Source organism: Dyadobacter sp. OTU695, from assembly GCF_038440355.1.
GTDB lineage: Bacteria > Bacteroidota > Bacteroidia > Cytophagales > Spirosomataceae > Dyadobacter.
This window is the reverse complement of sequence record NZ_JASATN010000007.1, coordinates 60,678-81,531: the sequence shown is the minus strand read 5'-3', so window position 1 is coordinate 81,531 and position 20,854 is coordinate 60,678. Positions and strand designations below refer to the sequence as shown.

21 protein-coding genes are annotated in these 20,854 nt (G+C 49.8%); 15 read left to right on the top strand and 6 right to left on the bottom strand.

The annotated features are described in order from the left end of the window. Window positions 1–22: 22 nt before the first annotated feature. Window positions 23–694 carry a DUF2461 domain-containing protein gene (locus tag AAHB90_RS14940; protein WP_342086012.1) on the bottom strand — a complete coding sequence of 224 codons (672 nt, stop codon included), beginning with the start codon at window positions 692–694 and terminating at the stop codon, window positions 23–25. A gap of 116 nt (window positions 695–810) precedes the next feature. On the opposite strand from AAHB90_RS14940, the gene AAHB90_RS14935 reads away from it, so the two are divergent. The 5 genes from AAHB90_RS14935 to AAHB90_RS14915 are packed head-to-tail and all read left to right on the top strand — an operon-like array spanning window position 811 to window position 4,326. Next, entirely contained in the window at window positions 811–1,146 is a 336-nt protein-coding gene (locus tag AAHB90_RS14935) for a hypothetical protein (protein WP_342086011.1), read from the top strand. 42 nt (window positions 1,147–1,188) lie between these two features. Next, window positions 1,189–2,166 carry a tryptophan--tRNA ligase gene (gene trpS / locus AAHB90_RS14930; RefSeq protein WP_342086010.1) on the top strand — a complete coding sequence of 326 codons (978 nt, stop codon included), beginning with the start codon at window positions 1,189–1,191 and terminating at the stop codon, window positions 2,164–2,166. After that, window positions 2,163–2,741, top strand: coding sequence for a phosphatase PAP2 family protein (locus tag AAHB90_RS14925; protein ID WP_342086009.1), 579 nt, complete (start codon window positions 2,163–2,165; stop codon window positions 2,739–2,741). The genes trpS and AAHB90_RS14925 overlap by 4 nt, the downstream gene beginning before the upstream one ends. Window positions 2,742–2,779: 38 nt before the next feature. Next, a complete protein-coding gene (locus AAHB90_RS14920) occupies window positions 2,780–3,724 on the top strand; it encodes a ribose-phosphate pyrophosphokinase (protein WP_342086008.1) in 945 nt (314 codons plus the stop codon). A gap of 35 nt (window positions 3,725–3,759) precedes the next feature. Beyond that, window positions 3,760–4,326: a 50S ribosomal protein L25/general stress protein Ctc gene (locus AAHB90_RS14915; protein ID WP_342086007.1), complete on the top strand. Its 567-nt coding sequence runs from the start codon at window positions 3,760–3,762 to the stop codon at window positions 4,324–4,326. Window positions 4,327–4,386: 60 nt separating this feature from the next. On the opposite strand, the gene AAHB90_RS14910 is transcribed toward AAHB90_RS14915, so the two are convergent. Next, window positions 4,387–5,400 carry a 2-hydroxyacid dehydrogenase gene (locus tag AAHB90_RS14910; protein WP_342086006.1) on the bottom strand — a complete coding sequence of 338 codons (1,014 nt, stop codon included), beginning with the start codon at window positions 5,398–5,400 and terminating at the stop codon, window positions 4,387–4,389. A gap of 8 nt (window positions 5,401–5,408) precedes the next feature. Here AAHB90_RS14910 and pdxA point away from each other — a divergent pair, with 8 nt between their 5' ends. The 7 genes from pdxA (at window position 5,409) to AAHB90_RS14875 (ending at window position 15,054) form a co-directional block, all read left to right on the top strand. Then, complete coding sequence (gene pdxA / locus AAHB90_RS14905; protein WP_342086005.1) at window positions 5,409–6,515, top strand: 4-hydroxythreonine-4-phosphate dehydrogenase PdxA; 1,107 nt, start codon at window positions 5,409–5,411, stop codon at window positions 6,513–6,515. A gap of 33 nt (window positions 6,516–6,548) precedes the next feature. Continuing rightward, window positions 6,549–7,436, top strand: a complete 888-nt coding sequence (locus AAHB90_RS14900) for a YicC/YloC family endoribonuclease (protein ID WP_342086004.1) — start codon at window positions 6,549–6,551, stop codon at window positions 7,434–7,436. Then, window positions 7,436–8,059, top strand: a complete 624-nt coding sequence (locus tag AAHB90_RS14895) for a DNA-3-methyladenine glycosylase (RefSeq protein WP_342086003.1) — start codon at window positions 7,436–7,438, stop codon at window positions 8,057–8,059. Before AAHB90_RS14900 ends, AAHB90_RS14895 begins: the two co-directional genes overlap by 1 nt. A 70-nt stretch (window positions 8,060–8,129) precedes the next feature. Continuing rightward, window positions 8,130–9,932: a tetratricopeptide repeat-containing sensor histidine kinase gene (locus AAHB90_RS14890; RefSeq protein ID WP_342086002.1), complete on the top strand. Its 1,803-nt coding sequence runs from the start codon at window positions 8,130–8,132 to the stop codon at window positions 9,930–9,932. Window positions 9,933–10,004: 72 nt separating this feature from the next. Next, complete coding sequence (locus tag AAHB90_RS14885) at window positions 10,005–11,189, top strand: class I SAM-dependent methyltransferase (RefSeq protein ID WP_342086001.1); 1,185 nt, start codon at window positions 10,005–10,007, stop codon at window positions 11,187–11,189. A 71-nt stretch (window positions 11,190–11,260) separates the two neighbouring features. Beyond that, a complete protein-coding gene (locus AAHB90_RS14880; protein WP_342086000.1) occupies window positions 11,261–13,582 on the top strand; it encodes an efflux RND transporter permease subunit in 2,322 nt (773 codons plus the stop codon). 89 nt (window positions 13,583–13,671) lie between these two features. Further along, a complete protein-coding gene (locus AAHB90_RS14875; RefSeq protein WP_342085999.1) occupies window positions 13,672–15,054 on the top strand; it encodes a M28 family peptidase in 1,383 nt (460 codons plus the stop codon). 28 nt (window positions 15,055–15,082) lie between these two features. Here AAHB90_RS14875 and AAHB90_RS14870 read toward each other — a convergent pair whose 3' ends face one another. After that, a complete protein-coding gene (locus AAHB90_RS14870) occupies window positions 15,083–15,805 on the bottom strand; it encodes a peptidase (RefSeq protein ID WP_342085998.1) in 723 nt (240 codons plus the stop codon). A 104-nt stretch (window positions 15,806–15,909) separates the two neighbouring features. Here AAHB90_RS14870 and AAHB90_RS14865 point away from each other — a divergent pair, with 104 nt between their 5' ends. Further along, entirely contained in the window at window positions 15,910–16,743 is an 834-nt protein-coding gene (locus AAHB90_RS14865; RefSeq protein WP_342085997.1) for a maleylpyruvate isomerase N-terminal domain-containing protein, read from the top strand. Window positions 16,744–16,796: 53 nt separating this feature from the next. Beyond that, window positions 16,797–17,489, top strand: a complete 693-nt coding sequence (locus tag AAHB90_RS14860; protein WP_342085996.1) for an SGNH/GDSL hydrolase family protein — start codon at window positions 16,797–16,799, stop codon at window positions 17,487–17,489. Window positions 17,490–17,563: 74 nt separating this feature from the next. Here the strand turns inward: AAHB90_RS14860 and AAHB90_RS14855 are convergent, their stop codons facing one another. The 3 genes from AAHB90_RS14855 to AAHB90_RS14845 form a co-directional block, all read right to left on the bottom strand. Next, the gene (locus tag AAHB90_RS14855; protein ID WP_342085995.1) at window positions 17,564–17,887 is read right to left on the bottom strand and encodes a 2Fe-2S iron-sulfur cluster-binding protein; all 324 of its coding nucleotides are present in this window, start codon (window positions 17,885–17,887) and stop codon (window positions 17,564–17,566) included. 2 nt (window positions 17,888–17,889) lie between these two features. Beyond that, the gene (locus AAHB90_RS14850; RefSeq protein ID WP_342085994.1) at window positions 17,890–18,894 is read right to left on the bottom strand and encodes an NAD(P)/FAD-dependent oxidoreductase; all 1,005 of its coding nucleotides are present in this window, start codon (window positions 18,892–18,894) and stop codon (window positions 17,890–17,892) included. 110 nt (window positions 18,895–19,004) lie between these two features. Next, on the bottom strand, window positions 19,005–19,907 hold the full coding sequence (locus tag AAHB90_RS14845) for a diacylglycerol/lipid kinase family protein (protein ID WP_342085993.1): 903 nt from the start codon (window positions 19,905–19,907) through the stop codon (window positions 19,005–19,007). An 85-nt stretch (window positions 19,908–19,992) separates the two neighbouring features. Between AAHB90_RS14845 and surE the strand changes: the two genes are divergently transcribed. After that, window positions 19,993–20,727: a 5'/3'-nucleotidase SurE gene (gene surE, locus AAHB90_RS14840; RefSeq protein WP_342085992.1), complete on the top strand. Its 735-nt coding sequence runs from the start codon at window positions 19,993–19,995 to the stop codon at window positions 20,725–20,727. Window positions 20,728–20,854: the final 127 nt, after the last annotated feature.

The following is a 20,854-nucleotide window of genomic DNA, read 5'->3' as shown; positions in this document are numbered from 1 at the left end:
GGGTTGTAATGGGTGTTGCGAATTACAGCTCTTCCGCCTCTTCGTACAATACATAATTCATATAATCGGTAAAGGGTTTCAGCAATTGAATGCCTTTCAGTACCATATCGCCAAAGTCTTTGGAAGCCACCTCTTTATCCGTATAGCGATGCATAAAAAACAGCTGCTTGCGTTTCAGCAGCTCAATTTCCGGGTGGTCTTTGGAATACCCTTTCGGAACTGTTTTCAGGCTCTCGCCATGGATTTCAGGGAAATAGCTATGAAATTCCTTTTCTTGAATGATCGTTTTCAGCTCATCCGCATTATAGTCGATTTCCTGACGAAACCGGGCCAGCTGTTCGGTGGTTACCTCCCACATCCCACCGCCAAGGAACGTCTGATCGCCCGGCTGGACTTGCAGGTAATAGTCTATTTTCCCTGAACTCTTTCCGCCCGGGCCAATGCCGGCGGCGAGGTTATTCTTGTACGGAGCCTTGTTTTTGGAGAAACGGACATCGCGGTAAATGCGGAGCATACAATCCTTAACTTGTACGTTCCCCAGGTCCTCAAACTTTCCAACCTCACTGATCAGGTATCCGACCAGCTTTTCCATATCAGCCTTTGCAGCCTCGTAAAGTTTCTTGTTTTCCTGAAACCACTCCCTGTTATTGTTTTCCGCTAATTGACTGAGAAAGTGCAGCGTTTTAGAATCCATATCGTGTTGGTGAAGGTATAAAATTCAAATTTACTACGTTTTCTGGTTCAATTTAACGAATTTTGGGATTAAGAAAAGGCCAATGCTTACCAGAAAACGCTAACCTGTTGAGAGCTATGAACGTGCAGTATTTGTCGAATGAGAAGGGAGAAGGAGTTGTACAGATTTCGATCGAAGACTGGAAAAACATTCAAGCGAAGCTAAAACGCGGCGCCTTTCTTACCTCGTTTGCAGAAGCGCTGGTGGAATTGAAGTTGATGAAGAAAGGCATACTACCAGAGCCTGAAATTGATGAATTGTTTGACGATAGCGACGATCCTATCTCAGGAGATTTTTGGGATGAGCTTCCCGACCATGTTAAAGAAAGTATCGATCTCGGGCTACAACAATCTCTGGCAGGGCAAACGAAACCACACGAAGAGGTCATGAAGAAATTCGTGAAGTATTTATGACATTCTTCTTACAACCATGTAACTAAGTATCAATAGTAATAAATGGCCAGAATCCTAACAGGCATTCAAAGCAGCGGACGACCTCACCTGGGTAACATCCTGGGAGCTATCAAACCTGCGATCGAACTCTCTAAAGACCCCCAAAACGAATCTTTTTTCTTTATCGCCGATCTGCATTCGCTCACTACGCTGAAAAACGGCCTGGAACGCAGCGAATACGTCCGCGCAATTGCAGCCACCTGGCTCGCATTCGGATTCGATTACAAAAGAAACGTATTCTGGCGCCAGTCGCGGGTGCAGGAGCACACAGAACTTAGCTGGTACCTGAACTGCTTCACGCCGTTCCCGATGCTGGCTAATGCAACCTCTTTTAAAGATAAATCCGAAAAACTAGCTGATGTAAATGCGGGGCTTTTCACCTACCCGGTATTGCAAGCGGCTGATATTCTGCTTTATAATGCCAATATCATCCCGGTAGGCAAAGACCAGAAGCAACATCTGGAAATGTCAAAGGACATCGCCAATCGTTTCAATATCCTGGCGGGCGAAGAAATCCTGGTTTTGCCCGAGCCGCAAATCGACGAGCGCATCATGACGATCCCCGGGCTCGACGGACAGAAAATGAGCAAGTCCTATCATAATTACATCGATATTTTCCTGCCGGAAAACGAGCTGAAAAAGATCACCAAAAAGATCCTTTCCGATTCGAAACAACTCGAAGAGCCCAAAGATCCTGACAACGACATCACATTCCAGCTTTACAGCCTGGTAGCAAAGGAAGCCGACGTCGAAACAATGCGTCAAAACTACCTCAATGGCGGCTATGGCTACGGCCACGCCAAGCAAGCGCTTTTCGAATGCTTTATGGAAGTGTTTGCCGAACCAAGGCGCATTTTCAATTATTATATGGAGAACAACGACGAGCTGGAAGGCATTCTCGTGGAGGGTGAGGCAAAAGCCCGCCAAATAGCGCAGGAAACAATCGGTAAAGTAAGGAAGGTACTCGGTTTCAGTTCATGACAGATGCGGTACATAGCATAGTCAGCGCCGATCAGGAGCTATTTTTATGGCTAAATGGCCTTCACACTCCCTGGCTCGACACGGTAATGTACTGGATTACCTACAAATACACCTGGATCCCCCTCTATATCCTGCTCATCGCGCTGACTGTCCGGGCGGAAGGCTGGAAAAAAGGTGGACTCATCGTAATTGCAGTTGTACTGGCCGTTGCGGCGGCTGACAAGATCACTTCCGGGTTTATGAAGCCCTATTTCCTAAGGTTAAGGCCTTGCCATGACCCGTCGATCCAGGTTGTAATGCATCACGTCACCGACTGCGGTGGCATGTATGGCTTCGCATCTTCGCACGCATCGACTAGTTTTGCATTGGCGATCGCCTGGTTCAGTTTGCTGCGCCGGGAAATCCCTCGAATGGCCTTTTTGTTCCTCTGGGCGGCCATTTACGCTTACAGTCGCGTGTATGTAGGCGTGCATTACCCGCTCGACATCCTCGTCGGAGCGCTGGTAGGATTGCTTGTCGGGTACAGTTTTGTGCAGCTTTATTATATTTTTTTAAAAAGATACTATCATAGTTAACACCTTTTGTTTAATTTTGCGCAAATTTTAGTTTGGCCATGGGTTCATTCAATACAGTAAAAATATTTTCGGGGAGTCAGTCCGAATATTTGGCCAAAGACATTGCCAGGTATTATGGTAAGGAACTGGGAGGCTACACGTTGCGCAAATTCAGCGACGGCGAATTGTCGCCAAGTTTCGAGGAATCGATCAGAGGTTGCGATGTTTTTTTGATCCAATCCACGATGCCTCCTGCCGACAACCTGATGGAATTGCTGCTGATGGTGGACGCGGCCCGTCGCGCTTCGGCGCATTATGTGACTGTGGTAATCCCGTATTTCGGTTACGCACGTCAGGACAGAAAAGACAAGCCACGCGTGGCTATCGCAGCGAAAGTCGTTGCCAACCTCCTCACCGCGGTGGGAGTTGACCGCGTGATGACCATAGATTTACACGCCGGGCAGATCCAGGGTTTTCTGGACCTTCCTGTCGATCACCTCGAAGGAACTTCCATTTTTGTTCCTTATATCAAATCCCTGAACCTCAAAAATCTTCTGATCGCATCACCGGACGTAGGTGGCGCTGCAAGGGCCCGCAATTTCGCCAAGTTCCTGAATGCGGACATGATCCTTTGTGACAAGCACCGGAAACGTGCCAACGAGATCGCCAGCATGCAGGTGATCGGAGATGTGGAAGGAATGGATGTGGTGCTGGTGGATGACCTGATCGATACCGGCGGAACGCTTTGTAAAGCCGCCGAGATTATCATGGAAAAGGGAGCGTCCTCTGTCCGTGCGATCAGCACGCATGCGATCATGTCGGGCAAGGCGCACGAAAATATTGCTAATTCGGTACTGGAAGAGTTGATCGTAACCGATACCATTCCTTTGAAGCAACAGAATGAAAAAATCCGCGTACTGTCGGTTGCAGAGATATTTGCAAAGGCAATAGGCCGGATCCGTGACCACGAATCTATTAGTTCATTGTTTATAAATTATCAGTAAATTTTCTTTTATTTAACTTTAATATAAAAATTCTTATGAAAAAGCATGAGATTGTAGGGTTTAAAAGAGCGAATCTCGGCAAGGTGGAGTCACAGAACTTGCGCGCTCAAGGTTATGTTCCATCTGTGCTATACGGAGGTGACGAACAAGTGCATTTCTATGCACCGTCCATGTTGTTCCGTGAATTGCTTTTCACACCGGATATTTTTAACGTTACCCTGAATATCGAAGGTACCGAGTACAATGCGATTCTTCAGGAAACACAATACCATCCTGTAAATGATTCATTGATCCACGCGGATTTTTTGCAAATCATCCCAGGAAAGGAAATTAAAGTAGAAGTTCCTGTTAAATTGACAGGTACATCCACCGGAGTAATGAAAGGTGGTAAAATGAACCAAAAATTGCGTAAATTGCGCGTACAGGGTCTTGCGGAGAACATCCCTGACTATGTAAATGTTGATGTAACAGACCTTGATTTAGGAAAATCTGTGAAGGTTGGTGCACTGAAAGCTGAAAATTTTGTTATATTGACAGCGACAAGTAATCCGATCGCATCTGTTGAAATCCCACGTGCGCTTCGCGGTACACTTGGCAAGTAAGTATTTTATTTTTCATGGCTAATAGATGCAAACGTGCCGACCATTGGTCGGCATATTTGTTTATAGCCAGTTCCGAATTTGCTGCACCAGCACTTCATTGATCCGGACATAACTTTCATGCGTCCAACCGCCTATGTGCGGGCTTAGTACGACGCGGTCCGACGAGCACAAATAATCAAACACCTGCTGCTGCTCCGGCGTAAGTTTCGTAATCTTTTCGTTTTCAAGCACATCCAGGCATGCTCCTTTGATCTTGCCGCTTTCCAAAGCCTCGGTAACTGCCTTTAATTTCACCACCTCGCCTCTGGATAAATTCAACAGGTAAAATGGTTTGGCAAAACCTGCGATGAACCGCTCGTCGACCAGGTAACGGGTGATGTCGGTCAATGGAATATGCAAACTGAGAATGTCCGCTTCCCGCTGGATTTCTTCAATCGAAGACTCCGTTGCAAATGCGTCGCCATAACGGTCACGGTACTTGTCATACGCAAGCACTTTACAGCCAAAGCCGCTCAGTCGCTTTGCCGTAGCCGAGCCATTGTTCCCGTAACCGATCAGTCCGACGGTTTTGCCCATCAGCTCCACTCCCCTGTTGCCTTCGCGGTCCCAGATGCCGTTTCGCACCTGTCGGTCGGCGCGCAGGATGTTGTTAAACAGGGCCAGCAGCATGCCTAACGCATGTTCCGCCACCGCGTCACGGTTGCCCGTGCCTGCGTGAAAAACTTCGATATTCAGCGCCCTGGCCACTTCCAGGTCGATCAGGTCAAGGCCGGCACCGGCCCGTGCGATAAAACGCAGGTTTTGGGCATTTTCGAGCATTTCACGATCAAGGAACGTCTTGCTGCGTATCATAAGCCCATCGTAGCCGGGCAATGCATTTTTTATGTCCTCTCTTTTGTATTCAGGATGATAGTCATAGTCCCACTTTTGCTCTTCCAGCATCTCGAATAGTGAAGCATGCATGGAGTCGGCGATCAGGATTTTCATAGTAGCACGGGATTTTTTGTAACTTGCCGGTTGAACCGTCCGGCAAAAGTAATACAGAATTACGCAGCAGAACACATACCACAGCATTTACCTACATGAACGAACAACAGAGTGATAAACCGGTTATCGGCATCACAATAGGCGATTATAACGGCATTGGCCCGGAAGTAATCCTTAAAGCATTAGAGGGTAATCAGTTAGCGAAATTGTGCACACCAATCATTTACGGCTCTCTGAGAGTATTGAACCAGTACCGCAACCTGCTTGAAATGAAAGACTGGAACCTGCACGGCATCCAGAAACCTGAGCAGGCCAACCATAAACTGACGAATGTAATCACCTGCTGGCACGACCATCAGACTGAAATTGAGCCCGGAAAGATCACCGCTGAGGCTGGCCAGGGTTCGTTCGCCTCGTTGAAACGCGCAGTCGAGGACCTGAAAGAAGGAAAAATACATGCCCTTGTCACGGGTCCCATTAACAAGGACAACATTCAGAGTGAGGATTTCAAATTTCCCGGCCATACCGAGTTCCTCGCAGAAGCATTCGGAAAGGATGACGCCCTGATGTTCATGGTGGCCGGCGATCTCCGGGTGGGCGTGCTGACCGGGCATATGCCGCTACAAAACGTCCGAGAACACGTAACAGCTGAAAAACTTACGGCCAAGATCGAGCAGATTTTACAATCATTGAAAGGAGATTTTGGTATAAAAAAACCTAAACTGGCTGTGCTGGGGCTGAATCCGCACGCAGGCGAGAACGGTCTGCTCGGATCAGAGGAGATTGAGATCATCCAGCCGGTGATCAAGCAGTTTAAGGAAAAGGGCCATCTGGTGGTAGGGCCATTCCCTGCCGACGGTTTCTTCGCAGCTGGCACTTACCGCCAGTACGATGCCGTACTGGCCATGTACCACGATCAGGGCCTGATCCCATTCAAAACACTCGCATTCAATGAGGGCGTAAATTTCACGGCAGGACTTTCGGCCGTCCGTACCTCTCCCGACCACGGAACGGCTTACAACATTGCAGGAAAAAACCTGGCAGAACCCGGCTCGTTGCTGCAAGCGCTGTACCTGGCCTGCGACATATCGAGGTTCCGCATTTTCAACGCCGATATGGAGAAAAACGCCCTGATCTCAAAACCACAACCATCCGAAAGCCAGCACCCTGCAAAATCGGGTGGGAAGCAGCGGTTTAACTAACCTGTTCCCTGACCGGAACCAACGCACATCCTTATGTTAAAATCAATGACCGGATACGGTGTATCCAACATCGAGTCCGAATCGATCAATGTCACGGTGGAAATCAAGACATTGAACTCCAAATTCCTGGATATTTACTGCCGCATTCCCCGGAACTTCTCCGAAAGGGAAATCGAAATCCGCAATCTCATTACCCAGTCGCTCGAACGCGGTAAGGTAGAATTTACGCTCACCGTCCAGCCGGTCGGGAAAACGGTTGCATCCACCTCGGTGAACCGCGCGCTTGTAAATGCCTATTACCAGGACTTGGCGGATACCGCCACAGAACTTGGCTTTACGCCCGACGGCACCGAATTGCTGCGCATCGCGCTGCAATTACCGAATGCCTACAACAACGAAACCGTAGACGATACCAGCAAGGAAGACGACTGGTCTCAGATCAAGGTCGCAGTGCTGGAAGCGCTCCGCAAATGCTCAGTTTTCCGCGAGCAGGAAGGCCGCATGACCGCCGACAAATTTGTAGAGTACATTAACACGATCCAGGATTTGCTGGAACGGGTGGCCGAGCAGGATAAAGCACGGATTCCTGCTGTCCGCGAACGACTCGAAAAACAGGTCAGGGAACTGCTCACCGACGACAATTTCGACCCTAACCGTTTTGAGCAGGAGCTGATCTACTACGTCGAGAAATTCGATATTTCGGAGGAAAAAATTCGTTTGGCCAATCACCTTACTTATTTCCTTGAAACGATGAAAGCTTCGGAAAGTAACGGCAAAAAGCTCAATTTCATCGCCCAGGAAATCGGCCGGGAGATCAACACGATCGGCTCGAAAGCCAACGACGCTACGATTCAGCACCTGGTCGTGCGTATGAAGGACGAGCTCGAAAAAATTAAAGAGCAAACGATGAATATTATCTGATGCCCGGAGAGAAGCTTCCTCTTTCCTTTTTCTCTGCTTATGATACGTGTACGCTCGCCCAAAAATTGCTGGGCTGCGAGCTCGTGCACGAAAGCCCCGATGGCGTTACAAGCGGCATTATCGTCGAAACGGAAGCCTATTTGCAGGACGATCCCGCATGCCACGCATTCAACCGGCGTACTGCACGCACCGAACCGATGTACGGTATAGCGGGTACAGCATATGTGTACCTTATCTACGGCATGTACCAGTGCTTCAATATCGTCAGCAACGAGGAGGGTATCGGGGAAGCAGTGCTCATACGTGCGTTGCAACCTGTCACGGGCATCGGTCTCATGGAAATGCGAAGGCTTGTTCGCGCCGGAAAAAGGCAGATTGTCCCGGCTGCCGGCAAAGTATCGCTTAAAGAGCTTTGTCGCGGGCCGGGCAAGCTCGTGCAGGCAATGGGTATCGAAAGGGAGCTGCACAATGCGACATTGCTTTCCGGTGAGGTGCTGTACCTGCGCGGGCCGGTCGCCGAGCCTGGTGCCATCGTCGCTGGTCCGCGGGTCGGCATTAACGTGGGGCGCGAACTTCCTTACAGATATTACATAAAAGACAATATTTTTGTAAGTAAAGGTTAACCAGGCACGTCTTATTAACGCAGCCCTGGGCAACCCACTACGCGCCTAACTCTCATGAGATCAGTACTATATGAATGAATTCTACAAACTAATTCTCCTTTTCTCGTTAGGATGTGTGCTCTCAGCGACCCAGTGTAGTCCGATCCGACAGGGCCAGGGGGCCAACCGCAGTACAGAGGTGGTCGAAGCCAAGCCACAGGAAGGCTTTGCCGAAGACACGATTCTGATCCTCAAATACCATAAGCTTGCCTCCGAGTACCTTTTCCAGGATGCGGAAAAGTCGATGTTTTATTCCAAAAATGTGCTGAGACTTTCCCAAAAACATCAGTGGGGAAAAGGGAAACTGCTGGCTTACAATCTGCTGAGCACCTATTATCTGCTCGATGGCAGCTACGATGTTTTGCGGGAGCTCTCCAACGAAACGATCACCCTGTCAAAGCAGCTCAACCTGCCCATGTTCACCGCCCACGGCAACAGGTTCCTGGGCGAAAGCTACTCCGAATACCGTCAATGGGACTCCTCACGGATCAACTACGAACATGCCGTGAAGATTTTCACCCGCCTGAAAGCCGACAGCTCACTCGCATTGAGCATCGAAAACCTGGGCAACTGCTATCGGGAAAAAAACATGAACGATGTAGCGGCTACGCTTTACGACCGGGCCTACAAGATGTTCGATAAAATGAACTCCGACTGGGGGCGGGCTACGGTGCTGCAAAGCCATGGCTACATGTACGTACGCACGGGCGACTACCTGAGAGCGGAAAGCTATTTTCTGAAAAGTATCGCGTTATTCCAGAAGATCGGCAACCGGTACGGGGAACTTAACTGCCTCAACGATCTGAGTAACGCCTACTATTATCAGAAAAAGTACGACGAATCCATTCAGGCAGGACTACGGGCCTTGACCTATGCAAAAATTTACCACTCAACCCAGCAAACCAACTGGGCGCTCGTAACACTCTCACGCTCCTACAAGGCAAAAGGAATGCACGACGTCGCGCTGGATTACAGCCAGGCGGTCAACTACGTTCGCCGGATGGTCCATGACGAAACGATCAAGCGGCAGTATACGATGTACAAGCTCATGTACGACAACAAGCTGATGGACTCGGAGATCCAGCAGAAAATCATCAACGAGCAGCGCATTATACAGCGTTTTTTGATCGGTTTTTCCTGCCTGGTAATCCTTTCCGCTATTTTCCTTTGGTTTAATAACAAGAAACTTCGCAGGAAAAATGCTGAGATCCAGGCCGCACTGATCGAGGGGCAGACAATCGAGCGGAAGCGCGTCGCGGCCGAACTGCATGACCATTTGGGCGGTACGTTGGCCTCGCTGAACTGGTACTTGTATGGTATCGACAAGAAAGTGCTCTCCGAAGAAGAACAAAAGATCTATCAGAGCGTACACCAGATGGTGGGCGCCGCATATAAGGAAGTCAGGAGCCTCTCGCACAACCTGATGCCCGCCGAACTCGAAGAACACGGACTGATCATGGCCTTGCAAAGGCTGATTGGCAAGCTCAACGAAAACAAGAATATCGCATTCACTTTCACACAGAAAGGAATGACTAACCGGCTCAACAACAAGATCGAATTTGAGCTGTACAGCATTGTGCTCGAATTGACCAATAACATTATCAAACATTCCGGCGCCAGCGAAGCGTCTGTCGATCTGACGGAAAACCTCAAAACGATCGTTCTGATCGTCAGCGACAACGGCTCGGGAATGATTGAACCCGACCGCCAGGGCGTCGGGCTAAGAAATATCAAGGGCCGTGTGGAAAGTCTGCACGGTAAAATTCAAATCCACAGCGAGAACCAAAACGGCATTCGTGTCGAAATCGAGATCCCGAAAGTGGTCATCAAATGATTATTCCCGCCCATCGAGACTGTAACGGCACATCGGGTCGTTACTTCTTATACAAAAGATTGAAGCACCCTCATGAATGTTACCGAAAAAGCTCAGGAATTCATCACCGAGAGCGAAAATAGCCTTCGCAATGGCTCATTTGTAAAACTCTCACTGGGAAACTACCACGGTACGGATGAAAGCCTGAAAAATGTCTATATCAAAAAAGTCCTGATCAGGAAGGAGCCGCGGCTAAGTCTGACCTACCGCCACAAAACACGCGACATTACCAAAAACCACACCTTTGAAGAGGTGATCGAAATGTTGAAACAGTGGCTGGGCAGCGACTTTCGCGTGGCGACTTTGCAAACGGTCGATTCGGATATTCTTTTTGAAATACACCCCAGCGGCAAGACGACCCTTAAAAAAAAGGCTGTCGCCAACCGCAATGCTCCTTCCCTGAGCCACGACAAGAACAAAAACCGGCTTATTTCGCCTTCGGAAAAGGGATACCTCTTTGATCTGAAAATCACCGACCAGCAAGGCAACGTCTTCCATAATGCACAGGACAAGTTCCGGCAGATCAATCATTACATCGACATTCTCAGTAGCCTGATCCGGGAAATAGAACCGGGAAATCATGTCAAGGTTGCCGACATGGGTTCGGGCAAGGGATACCTGACATTTGCGCTGTACGATTATCTCAAAAATGTATTGAAACTGGATCCGGAAGTGACAGGCATAGAGTTCCGCGAGGACCTGGTGACCTTATGCAACCAGATCGCCCAAAATGCGGGCTTTGCAGGCTTATCCTTCCGCGAAGGCACCATCGACCAGTTCGACGCTTCGGGTACAAATATCCTCATCGCCCTGCACGCCTGCGATACCGCCACCGATGATGCGATATTTAAGGGAATTGAGGCGGAATCCGACCTGATCGTGGTGGCGCCCTGCTGCCATAAGCAAATCCGCCGCCAAATGGAGAAGCACAAGGCTGAGAACGACGTCAGTTTCCTGACCCGGCACGGTATTTTCCTGGAAAGACAGGCGGAAATGGTAACCGATGGTATCCGCGCATTGGTGCTTGAATATTTTGGCTACAAAACGAAGGTGTTCGAATTTATTTCCGATGCCCACACCCCCAAAAACGTTCTCATAGTTGGGACAAGAGGCAACAGGAACGAAAAATCACAGGCCACCGCGCTCGAAAAAATCCGGGAAGCGAAGCGGTTCTTTGGGATTGAATACCATCACCTTGAAAGATTGGCGGGCATTTGAAGTCTCAAAAATGCCCCTTTTCCCATCCCCGTAGCTATATTTGCAACTTTTTGTGAACTCAATAACTAATTATGTGGAATAAAATAGCAACTTACATCATCCGCTACCGGCTTTTGTGGGTTGCACTAGTGTTAGTATCGACGGTCTTTATGGCCTACGAAGCCAGCAAAATTGAACTCTCCTACAATTTCGCCCGCATCCTTCCCTCCAATGATCCCGTAGAGAAAGAATACCAGGACTTCCGCAAGCTTTTCGGCGAGGACGGAAGCGTGATGGTGATCGGATGGCAGGACCCGCAGCTTTTCGAAATCAACAAATTCCGTGACTGGTGCAAGCTCTCTCAGCAAATCAAAGAGACCGAGGGGATCAAAAATGTGCTTTCACTTGCCAATGTTTACAAAATAGCTCGTAACGACAGCCTCACCCGCTTCGACTTCTCGCCGGTTATCCGCGATATTCCCAACACGCAGGCCGAAGCCGATAGCATTAAAAAGCAGATCGCCAATCTTCCTATTTACGAGGGACTGGTGCTCAACAGCAAAACCAATGCGACGCTCATTGTCATTACTTTCAACGACAAGGAACTTAACTCGAAGCGCCGTTTGACGATCGTCGACGACATCGAGAAAATGGCTGACACCTTCGCCGTTAAATACAACACCGATCTGCATTACTCGGGAATGCCCTACATCCGGACGGTCAATATGAAGAAGATCTCCGGTGAAATGGAGCTTTTCATGGGCCTGGCTGTATTTGTGACGCTGCTCATTTTGTGGGCATTTTTCCGCTCACTCCGGCTTACTGTTCTGTCGATTGTTGTGGTGTTGATCGGTGTAGTGTTTTCGGTCGGGATATTGCATTTATTTAACTACAAAATCACGGCACTAACCGGCCTTATCCCCCCTCTGCTGATCGTTATCGGGGTTCCTAACTGTGTGTTCCTGATCAACAAATACCAGACGGAACTCGTATCACATAGCAACAAAGACGAGGCGTTGGCCGAAATGATCCGACAGATCGGCCTATCAACATTCCTGGCCAACATGACTACGGCGATCGGTTTCGGCGTATTTTACTTTACAAACAGCATCCTGCTCGTCGAATTCGGCGTGGTCGCCGCCATCAGCGTGATGGTAACCTACGTACTTTGTCTTGTATTGCTGCCCATTACCCTGCATTACATGAGCACGCCTAAGCCTCGCCACTTGAAACACCTCGAAGGCAAATGGGCATTCGGCTTCCTCAGGATGGTGAACAACCTGGTGCACAACCGCCGGAAAGAGATTTACATTGCTATGGTCGTGCTCATCATCGTTTCGGCATTTGGTATGACCAAAATCAAAACCATCGGCTATGTGGTGGACGATCTGCCCAAAAAAGATGTGGTTTATACCGATCTCCGTTTTTTTGAAAAGAACTTCAACGGCGTGCTGCCGTTCGAGGTGATGATCAATACCAGGCAGCCCAACGGTGTTTTTGCCGACCAGGCCAGGACGCTCTATAAAATCAAGGCATTTCAAAACGAAATGGCCAAGTTTCCGGAATTTTCCAAGCCCGTATCCATCGTGGAAGCATCCAAATTCCTCTACCAGGGCTACCGCGGCGGCGATGCCAAATACTATGCACTGCCCGGCGTGCTGGAATTGAACAAAATGTCCCCTTACCTGCAAAGCCAGCAAGGCGCCGCAAAGCAGCTTACATCGTTCCTGAATGAGGACAAGAGCGTTACCAGGGTCAGTTTCCAGATGGCAGACGTCGGCTCGGAACGTATCAAGGAATTGATGAACCGTATCCGCCCGAAAGTGGATTCGATTTTTAGTCCGGAAAAATACAAGGTCAGCCTAACCGGCCACAGTCTGGTATTTCTCAAAAGCAACGATTACCTGCTGAGCAACCTGTATGAAAGCCTGCTGATCGCAATCGTGCTGATTGCCATTGTGGGAATGGTGCTGTTCCGTTCGATCCCCATTATCCTGTTATCCAAACTGCCCTGCCTGATCCCACTCGCCCTGACGGCCGGTATCATGGGGTACTTCGACATTTATTTCAAACCGACTACGATCCTGATTTTCAGCATTACGTTCGGTATCGCATCCGATGGAACGGTTTACTTCCTGACGCGCTACCGCGAGGAACTTTACAAAAACGGCCTTACGCCGTCCAAAGCCGTAACGGCTTCGATCTTCGGTACGGGGTTAAGTATGATTTATACTGCTGTGATCCTGTTCTGTGGTTTCTCCATTTTCTCCGCGTCTAGTTTCGGTGGAACGGCCGCGATGGGCGTGATGGTCTCTATCACACTGCTCGTTGCGATGTGTACGAACCTGATCCTGCTGCCCGCATTGCTGCTCTCGATCGCGAAGCGGCAGGGAAAAGAGGTAAAACCGACCTAAATGAGTTTATGAGTTAAAACTTTATGGGTTTCATGTTTACTTTAGACTCATAAACTTTTAACTCATAAACTCCAAACTCCTGTCACTACATGAAAAAATTCTTCGCAGCGCTATCCCTTTCAGTTACGGGGATAGCGCTTCCCGTTACGGCACAAACCGACTTTCAGGCCGACTCTATCTTTATCCGCAAAATCTACGACACTGCCCTTTCCGAAGGTAAGCCCTATGAATGGCTGCGGCACCTTACCCAGCAGGTTGGCCCAAGGCTAAGCGGCTCGGAAGGAGCTGCGAAAGCAGTCGAATACACACGATCGGTAATGGAAGGCGAGCATTTCGACAATGTGTTTCTGCAAAATGTAATGGTTCCGCATTGGGTACGCGGTGCCAAGGAAAAAGCGCAGATCATCACTTTCAAACAAAAAATAGACGTTCCGATTGCCGCACTGGGCGGCTCCATTGCTACGCCGAAGGGCGGTGTAAAAGGAAAGGTGATAGAGGTGAAAAGCTTTCAGCAACTCCGCGACCTTGGTATCGAGAAAGTAAAAGGCAAGATCGTGTTCTTCAACCGGCCGATGGATCCTACCAAAATCAATACCTTCGAAGCCTACGCGGGTGCAGTCGAGCAGCGCGCGGCGGGCGCGAGCGAGGCGGCCAAGCTGGGTGCATTAGGCTCCATTACTCGCTCGATGACCACCCGGCTGGACGATTTCCCGCACACGGGTAGCATGCGCTATGCAGCGGGTGCGCCTATGATTCCGGCGGCAGCGATCAGCACGAATGGCGCAGAATTGCTCAGCAAAACATTGAAAGATAATCCTGACACCGAATTCTACTTCGAACAGTATTGTGAGACACTTCCCGACGCCCCTTCACATAATGTGATCGGGGAATTGAAAGGCAAGAGCAGTCCCGGCAGGTTTATCGCCGTAGGTGGGCATCTGGACTCCTGGGATTTGGCCCAGGGGGCACATGACGATGGTTCCGGCTGCGTGCAATCCATGGAGGCTGTCCGCATCCTGAAAACACTGGGTTACCAGCCCAATAACACGTTACGCGCCGTCATGTTTATGAATGAGGAAAATGGCATGAAGGGCGGCATTACTTACGCGGATTCGGCGAAATCCAAACAAGAAACTCACATAGCCGCCATTGAATCGGATCATGGTGGGTTTTCACCCCGTGGTTTCGGGATCGTGGGTAATCCTGCGCAAAAGGCTAAAATCCAGCAATGGACGAAGCTTTTTGCAGCTTACGGTATTCACGAGCTGGGCCCGGGCGGTGGCGGTGCGGACATTGGCCCGCTGGCGCAGCAGGGCACCGTGTTACTGGGACTAATCCCCGATACCCAACGGTACTTCGACTACCACCATGCCGCGAATGATAAATTTGAGGCGGTAAGCAAGCGTGAGCTCGAACTGGGAGCGGCCGCCATGGCCTCCATGCTATACCTTATTGATAAATATGGCCTTTAACAATAAGGGGACTTCGGTCCCCTTATTGTTAATCCATTTTTTCGAAAGTCTTTTCCATCCATTCTTCCGGAATGTCGTCCAGCGCCTGTTTGAGCTTTTCGGCCCAGATCCTGGATATCTCTTCCATATCCTTCTGCTCGTACCGATGCTCGACGATGGCGAAACTATCCTTTTTATACAATACGACGTCGATCGGAAAATCCACGTCATTATTGCTCACACGGGTTGAATCGAATGATAAAAACCCGGCTTTCAGCGCCTGTTTCATCGTCGAGTTTTCGTTCAGCACGCGGTTCAGTATGGCTTTCCCCTGGCCGGAGTTGCCTATGATCACATACGGGGAGCCTTCGTCGAGCTCCACCCAGTTACCTTCCGAATAGAGCAGGAACAGCTTGTGGTCCTTGTCGTCTTTGAGCTGGCCTCCCACGATCGTATTGAGATTGAATTTAAGGCCCGACCTTTCCAGGCTAGCTTTGTCTTCCTCGGCCACTCGTTTAATCTGCTCTCCGAATGCATTCACCGCCTTGTAAAGCTTGTTGTAAACGACGCCTTCACTGATGAGCTCTTCAAAATAATGTACTGCTTTATCCCGCACCGACCTCAGCCCGCTGGTCATAATGAACATCGAATAGTTGTCCTGCTGGGTTACATACATTTTCTTTTTTGTGGTGGTATTCGTGCCTGCGGTGATCCGCGTATCGGCCAGGGCAACAAGGCCCTCTTTCACTTTTATTCCTAAGCAATAAGTCATATTCTACACTTTGAACCAGCCCAAAATTACCAAATCACATCCTGAACATCGCAATAAATCGCTTTTTCATCGATATTTAAGGTAAACAAGTCTACGCCACCGCCATGATTCACACCGTTCACCTCTTCGCTGAACTCGACGAATACCTCATTACGCTACTCAGATCGCTCTCGCCAGAGGACTGGGAAAAACCAACGGTGGCAAGGCGCTGGAAAGTTCGCGATGTAGCCGCGCATTTGCTCGACGGCAACATTCGCGTAATTTCCATGTACCGCGACGGTCATTTTACCGCGCCAGAGCAGGAAATCAATGGCTATGAGGATTTGGTCGCCTACTTAAACCAGTTGAATGCCGACTGGGTTAAGGCCTGCAAACGGATGAGCCCGGCATTACTTACCGAATTCCTCGAAAGGACCGGCAAGCAATACACGACCATCATGCAGCAGCAGGACATGGAATCCGATGCGGTCTTCCCAGTCTCATGGGCCGGAGAAGGCGTTTCCAGAAACTGGTTTCACATCGCCCGTGAATACACCGAAAAGTGGCACCATCAGCAACAGATCCGCGACGCAACAGGCAGGCCGGATCTGCAAAGCGGCATTATGACGCCGCGACTGTTCCGCCCGCTCATCGAAACTTTCCTGCGCGGGCTTCCTCATACGTACAGGCACACCCACGCAGCCGAGGGCACAACCGTGCGCATACGCATCGCGCTCAGCGAGACATTTGAATGGTTTTTGATTAAAAAAGAAAATGGGTGGATCATTGATGAAACTTCCGAAAATTCGCCGGAAGCCTCAGTAACCCTGGATGCCGATACTGCATGGAAGCTTTTTACGAAGGCCATCAAACCAAATGAAGCGCTAACAAAAGCACATTTAACTGGTAATAAGGAACTTGCAGGCATTACACTCAACCTGATTGCGGTAATGGCATAGCTAAACTCGAAAGACTTTCGATCCGAAACAGGCTGCAAAACAGTATATAGGGCATGAAACTGTATCAAATTACGATCCTACTTTGCTTGCTGTCCTGCGACGGCGGCCAGAGCCCTGCACCGGCCAGCCCCGATCCTGCCAATGAAACGGGCAAGCCCCATTACCTGGCCCTGGGCGACTCCTACACAATCGGGCAAAGCGTGGCACCGGATGAGCGATGGCCCGTCATACTGGCCGACGAGCTTAAAAAAGCGGGAAAACCTGTCGCGACACCGGAAATCATCGCGAGGACCGGCTGGACGACACGCAACCTGCTCGACGCATTGGAGCAAAGTCCGCCCACCGGCACTTTTGACCTCGTGTCGCTACTGATTGGCGTCAACAATCAGTACCAGGGTAGGAATATGGAAGAGTACCGGATCGAATTTCGTCAGTTGCTCGTCAAGGCGATCGCCTATGCCGGCGACGATGCCGGCAATGTGTTTGTGCTCTCCATCCCCGACTGGGGAGTAACCGCCCTGGGTGAAGGCAACCGCGACCACATTTCCAGCGAAATAGACAATTTCAACGCCATTGCAAAGGATGAATGCGACAAGCTGAAAATCGTCTTTATCGACATTACCGGCACATCCCGTACCGCATTGAACGATCCGACCATGATCGCCAGCGACCAACTGCATTTTTCGGGCAAAATGTACCGGCTTTGGGTAAACCAAGCGCTTTCAAGGGTTAAGCAGCTATTTTAATAAAACTAAAAACCTCCGCTGCATGACCAGCGGAGGTTTATGTACTATTATTCCAAAATTCTAATAACCTTATTTCAAGCTTCCTGCAAGGCTTTCAGGCGGATCACAATGCCGTCCATTTCCTCCGATGGCCTGAGCTGGCATGATAACCGGCTATTGGCATCGGCATTCGGCAATGTATCCAGCGTATCGAGTTCGTTATCGTTGGACCCCGGGAGCTTGCTCATTCCTTCCAACACCTCGATATGGCAGGTCGCGCAGAGCGCCATTCCGCCGCAGGTGGCCTGGATGTCGTATTCGTATGCTTTGAGAATCTCCATCAGATTGAAACCCATGTCGGTCGGAACTTCCAGCGGTTGACGCTCACCTAAATCATTCTCTATGAATATATTGATCATGGCTAAAATGGATTAACACCGTTAACAGTGGTGTATTTGAAACTTAATTTCTGGTCGGGATAAACGTACTTGAATGCGCTCTGCATCATAATCGCCGCCTCGTGAAAGCCGCATAAAATGAGTTTCAGTTTCCCCGGATAGGTGTTGATGTCGCCAATGGCGTAAATGCGTTCGACATTTGTCGAATAGTCGAAAGTGTCAACTACGACTGCGGATTTTTCCACGCCGAGGTTCCAGTCGGCGATTGGGCCGAGCTTGGGGCTGAGTCCGAAAAGCGGGATAAAATCGTCGGTAGGAATGGTAGTGAGCGATTTATCATTGCCCAGGATAGAAACCTCTTTGAGCACGCCATTGCCGCCCAGCTTGTTCACCTGCGCCTGAAGAATGAGGTCGATCTTCCCTTTTCCTGCCAGCTCGTATACTTTTTCGGCCGAATCGGGTGCACCGCGGAAAGTGTCTCCCCTATGCACAAGCGTAACGCGGGAAGCGATATCGGCCAGGAAAATCGTCCAGTCCAGCGCCGAGTCGCCTCCACCTGCGAGCACCACGTTCCGCCCCCGGAATTGCTCCGGCTTTTTCACCATATAATGCACACCTTTCCCTTCAAAATATTCCAGCTGCTCCACGGCCGGCTTGCGCGGTTCGAAGCTGCCCAGCCCAGCAGCGATTACTACCACCTGGCAATGCACATCGGTGCCTTCGTTGGTACGGACAATATAACTGCCATCGTCCTGTTTTTCGAGCGCTTCCACCCTTTCACCCAAAGTGAAACCGGGTTTGAATTCCTCAATCTGCTTCATGAGGTTATTCACCAGGTCTTCGGCGATAATGGCCGGAGCGCCAGGAATGTCATAAATAGGTTTTTGGGGATAAATTTCGGCAAGTTGCCCGCCCACCACCGGCAGCGCGTCGATGAGGTGGCAACGCATTTTGAGTAGTCCGGCCTCGAAAACCGCAAAAAGCCCTACTGGCCCCGCGCCGATAATACAAATGTCTGTATGAATCATAACCTGATGTGAATGAGAATTTTGGAATACTTTGATGATCCAAAAGTACTGGTCATTCACATCAGGTGCCAATCACAAATGGTTATCTGCTATAACCAAAAGTTATGGGATCAACTTTCGGCGAGCATAAATTGCAGCATATCAGGCAATATTTCAATCTCGACCTCGACGGGCTTCTCTATTTTCAACCGCTCGTCGTCGGCATGGGCGTCTTTTCCGTCCCAGAATACCTTCACTTTCTTGGCGCGGATGGTGGAAAAACTGAATTCCTTGTCCTCGCTGTTGATACGGCTGAGCAGGAACGATTCGAATTTGTTGCGGCTTTCTTCCGAAACCATCACGACATCAAGCAGCCCGTCGCCGGGATCCGCCTCACTGGCAAGCACCAGGTTGGGGCCTATCGAACGGATGTTCATGATTTCGACCATAATATAATTGCCCGAATGTTCTACGCCGTCAGCTACGATGGTGCAAGGCCGGGCTTCATAGGTTTGCACGATTTCGAGCAGTACCGCCCGGGCTGCTTTGAGCTTCTCCTCTGCCGTATCACCAATGTCACCTTCGATTTTAGCCATCACCTTCATCAATCTGGGGAAGATGCCATAACCAAATGCTTCCAGGAAAAAAAGATCTTCCCCCACACCATGCACGCGGCCAATATCGAATGGCTGGAGGCGGTATTTATGCCAATGCGGGATAATGTCCTTCGGATGCCCGTCGATCTGCAATGCGGTCGCGATGTTGTTGGCTGTCCCGTGCGGCAACAATGCCAGCGGGAAATGCTTATCGAGCCGCTTTCGCTTCATAAGCGCTTTGGCGGCACGCCGGACCGTGCCGTCGCCGCCGGCTACGATCAGGAAATCGGTGTTGTTGTCGAATGTATCCCAGCCTTCCTCCTTCACGGAGGCATAGGTGCATTCGAAACCTTCTTTTCGAATGAGTTTGACCAGTTCTTTCTTGGAAAAATCATTATCCCCGGCTGTCGGGTTGTGCAAAAGGGTCGTTTTTTTCATATCAGGATGTGTAGCATACCCTCGGTTTTATAAAAAACATACCAGGCATAATTTTATTAACAACCTCCTGAAAACGCTATACGTTATGAAAATTCTGGTAACGAACGACGACGGAATATACAGCCCCGGCCTTGCCGCGCTTGCTAAAATAGCCTCCCGGTTCGGGGAAGTGAAAATCGTGGCCCCGGATGTGGAACAATCCTCTATGGGTCACGCGATTACGGCATCCCGACCGCTTTCCTATAAAAAATCGCCGATAGACTTCGGAGATATCGATGCTTACCGCGTAAACGGGACGCCCGCCGACTGCGTGGCACTGGGGCAGCACCTCTGGGACAAACCCGATGTGGTACTTTCCGGGATCAATCTGGGGCCAAACCTGGGGAATGCGATGTGGCATTCGGGCACACTCGCCGCAGCCAAGCAGGCCGTACTGTTCGGCATTAAAGGCATTGCATTAAGCACGCCGACCGACATCGAACCCGATTTTAACGCCCTCGATCCATTTGTGGAAAAGGCATTGGACCTATTGTTCAAAAACCCGCATTTGAACCTGGTGAACGTCAATTTTCCCCACGATCCCAAAGGTGTGCGCTGGACACGGCAGTCGGTGCGGCTTTACGACAACAACATTGTACCCGCCCTTGACCCCATGGGCCGCAAACATTACTGGTTCACCGTGGTGCCATTGGAGCCCGCCGAGGAAGGCACCGACCGCTGGGCCATTGAAAACAATTTCGTTTCCATTACACCTCTTCGCCTCGACCTGACCAACGAAGCCGAGCTGATAAAGGCCCAGCTGGCCTATCCGATCACATAAATTGATCCCGCATACAACTTCCTGATCCCGCGCCAGCCAGGTGCGGGATTCTTTTTGTTAAAGTCTTTTACAAATACATTAAGGGGTAGAATGGCTAAAATGCAGTCTTATCTCCAAGACAGACGTA

Bases quoted from the DNA above. Each gene is read 5' to 3' on its own strand.
- AAHB90_RS14940 (WP_342086012.1), bottom strand. From the start codon at position 694: ATGGATTCTAAAACGCTGCACTTTCTCAGTCAATTAGCGGAAAACAAT.
- AAHB90_RS14935 (WP_342086011.1), top strand. From the start codon at position 811: ATGAACGTGCAGTATTTGTCGAATGAGAAGGGAGAAGGAGTTGTACAG.
- trpS (WP_342086010.1), top strand. From the start codon at position 1,189: ATGGCCAGAATCCTAACAGGCATTCAAAGCAGCGGACGACCTCACCTG.
- AAHB90_RS14925 (WP_342086009.1), top strand. From the start codon at position 2,163: ATGACAGATGCGGTACATAGCATAGTCAGCGCCGATCAGGAGCTATTT.
- AAHB90_RS14920 (WP_342086008.1), top strand. From the start codon at position 2,780: ATGGGTTCATTCAATACAGTAAAAATATTTTCGGGGAGTCAGTCCGAA.
- AAHB90_RS14915 (WP_342086007.1), top strand. From the start codon at position 3,760: ATGAAAAAGCATGAGATTGTAGGGTTTAAAAGAGCGAATCTCGGCAAG.
- AAHB90_RS14910 (WP_342086006.1), bottom strand. From the start codon at position 5,400: ATGCTGTGGTATGTGTTCTGCTGCGTAATTCTGTATTACTTTTGCCGG.
- pdxA (WP_342086005.1), top strand. From the start codon at position 5,409: ATGAACGAACAACAGAGTGATAAACCGGTTATCGGCATCACAATAGGC.
- AAHB90_RS14900 (WP_342086004.1), top strand. From the start codon at position 6,549: ATGTTAAAATCAATGACCGGATACGGTGTATCCAACATCGAGTCCGAA.
- AAHB90_RS14895 (WP_342086003.1), top strand. From the start codon at position 7,436: ATGCCCGGAGAGAAGCTTCCTCTTTCCTTTTTCTCTGCTTATGATACG.
- AAHB90_RS14890 (WP_342086002.1), top strand. From the start codon at position 8,130: ATGAATGAATTCTACAAACTAATTCTCCTTTTCTCGTTAGGATGTGTG.
- AAHB90_RS14885 (WP_342086001.1), top strand. From the start codon at position 10,005: ATGAATGTTACCGAAAAAGCTCAGGAATTCATCACCGAGAGCGAAAAT.
- AAHB90_RS14880 (WP_342086000.1), top strand. From the start codon at position 11,261: ATGTGGAATAAAATAGCAACTTACATCATCCGCTACCGGCTTTTGTGG.
- AAHB90_RS14875 (WP_342085999.1), top strand. From the start codon at position 13,672: ATGAAAAAATTCTTCGCAGCGCTATCCCTTTCAGTTACGGGGATAGCG.
- AAHB90_RS14870 (WP_342085998.1), bottom strand. From the start codon at position 15,805: ATGACTTATTGCTTAGGAATAAAAGTGAAAGAGGGCCTTGTTGCCCTG.
- AAHB90_RS14865 (WP_342085997.1), top strand. From the start codon at position 15,910: ATGATTCACACCGTTCACCTCTTCGCTGAACTCGACGAATACCTCATT.
- AAHB90_RS14860 (WP_342085996.1), top strand. From the start codon at position 16,797: ATGAAACTGTATCAAATTACGATCCTACTTTGCTTGCTGTCCTGCGAC.
- AAHB90_RS14855 (WP_342085995.1), bottom strand. From the start codon at position 17,887: ATGATCAATATATTCATAGAGAATGATTTAGGTGAGCGTCAACCGCTG.
- AAHB90_RS14850 (WP_342085994.1), bottom strand. From the start codon at position 18,894: ATGATTCATACAGACATTTGTATTATCGGCGCGGGGCCAGTAGGGCTT.
- AAHB90_RS14845 (WP_342085993.1), bottom strand. From the start codon at position 19,907: ATGAAAAAAACGACCCTTTTGCACAACCCGACAGCCGGGGATAATGAT.
- surE (WP_342085992.1), top strand. From the start codon at position 19,993: ATGAAAATTCTGGTAACGAACGACGACGGAATATACAGCCCCGGCCTT.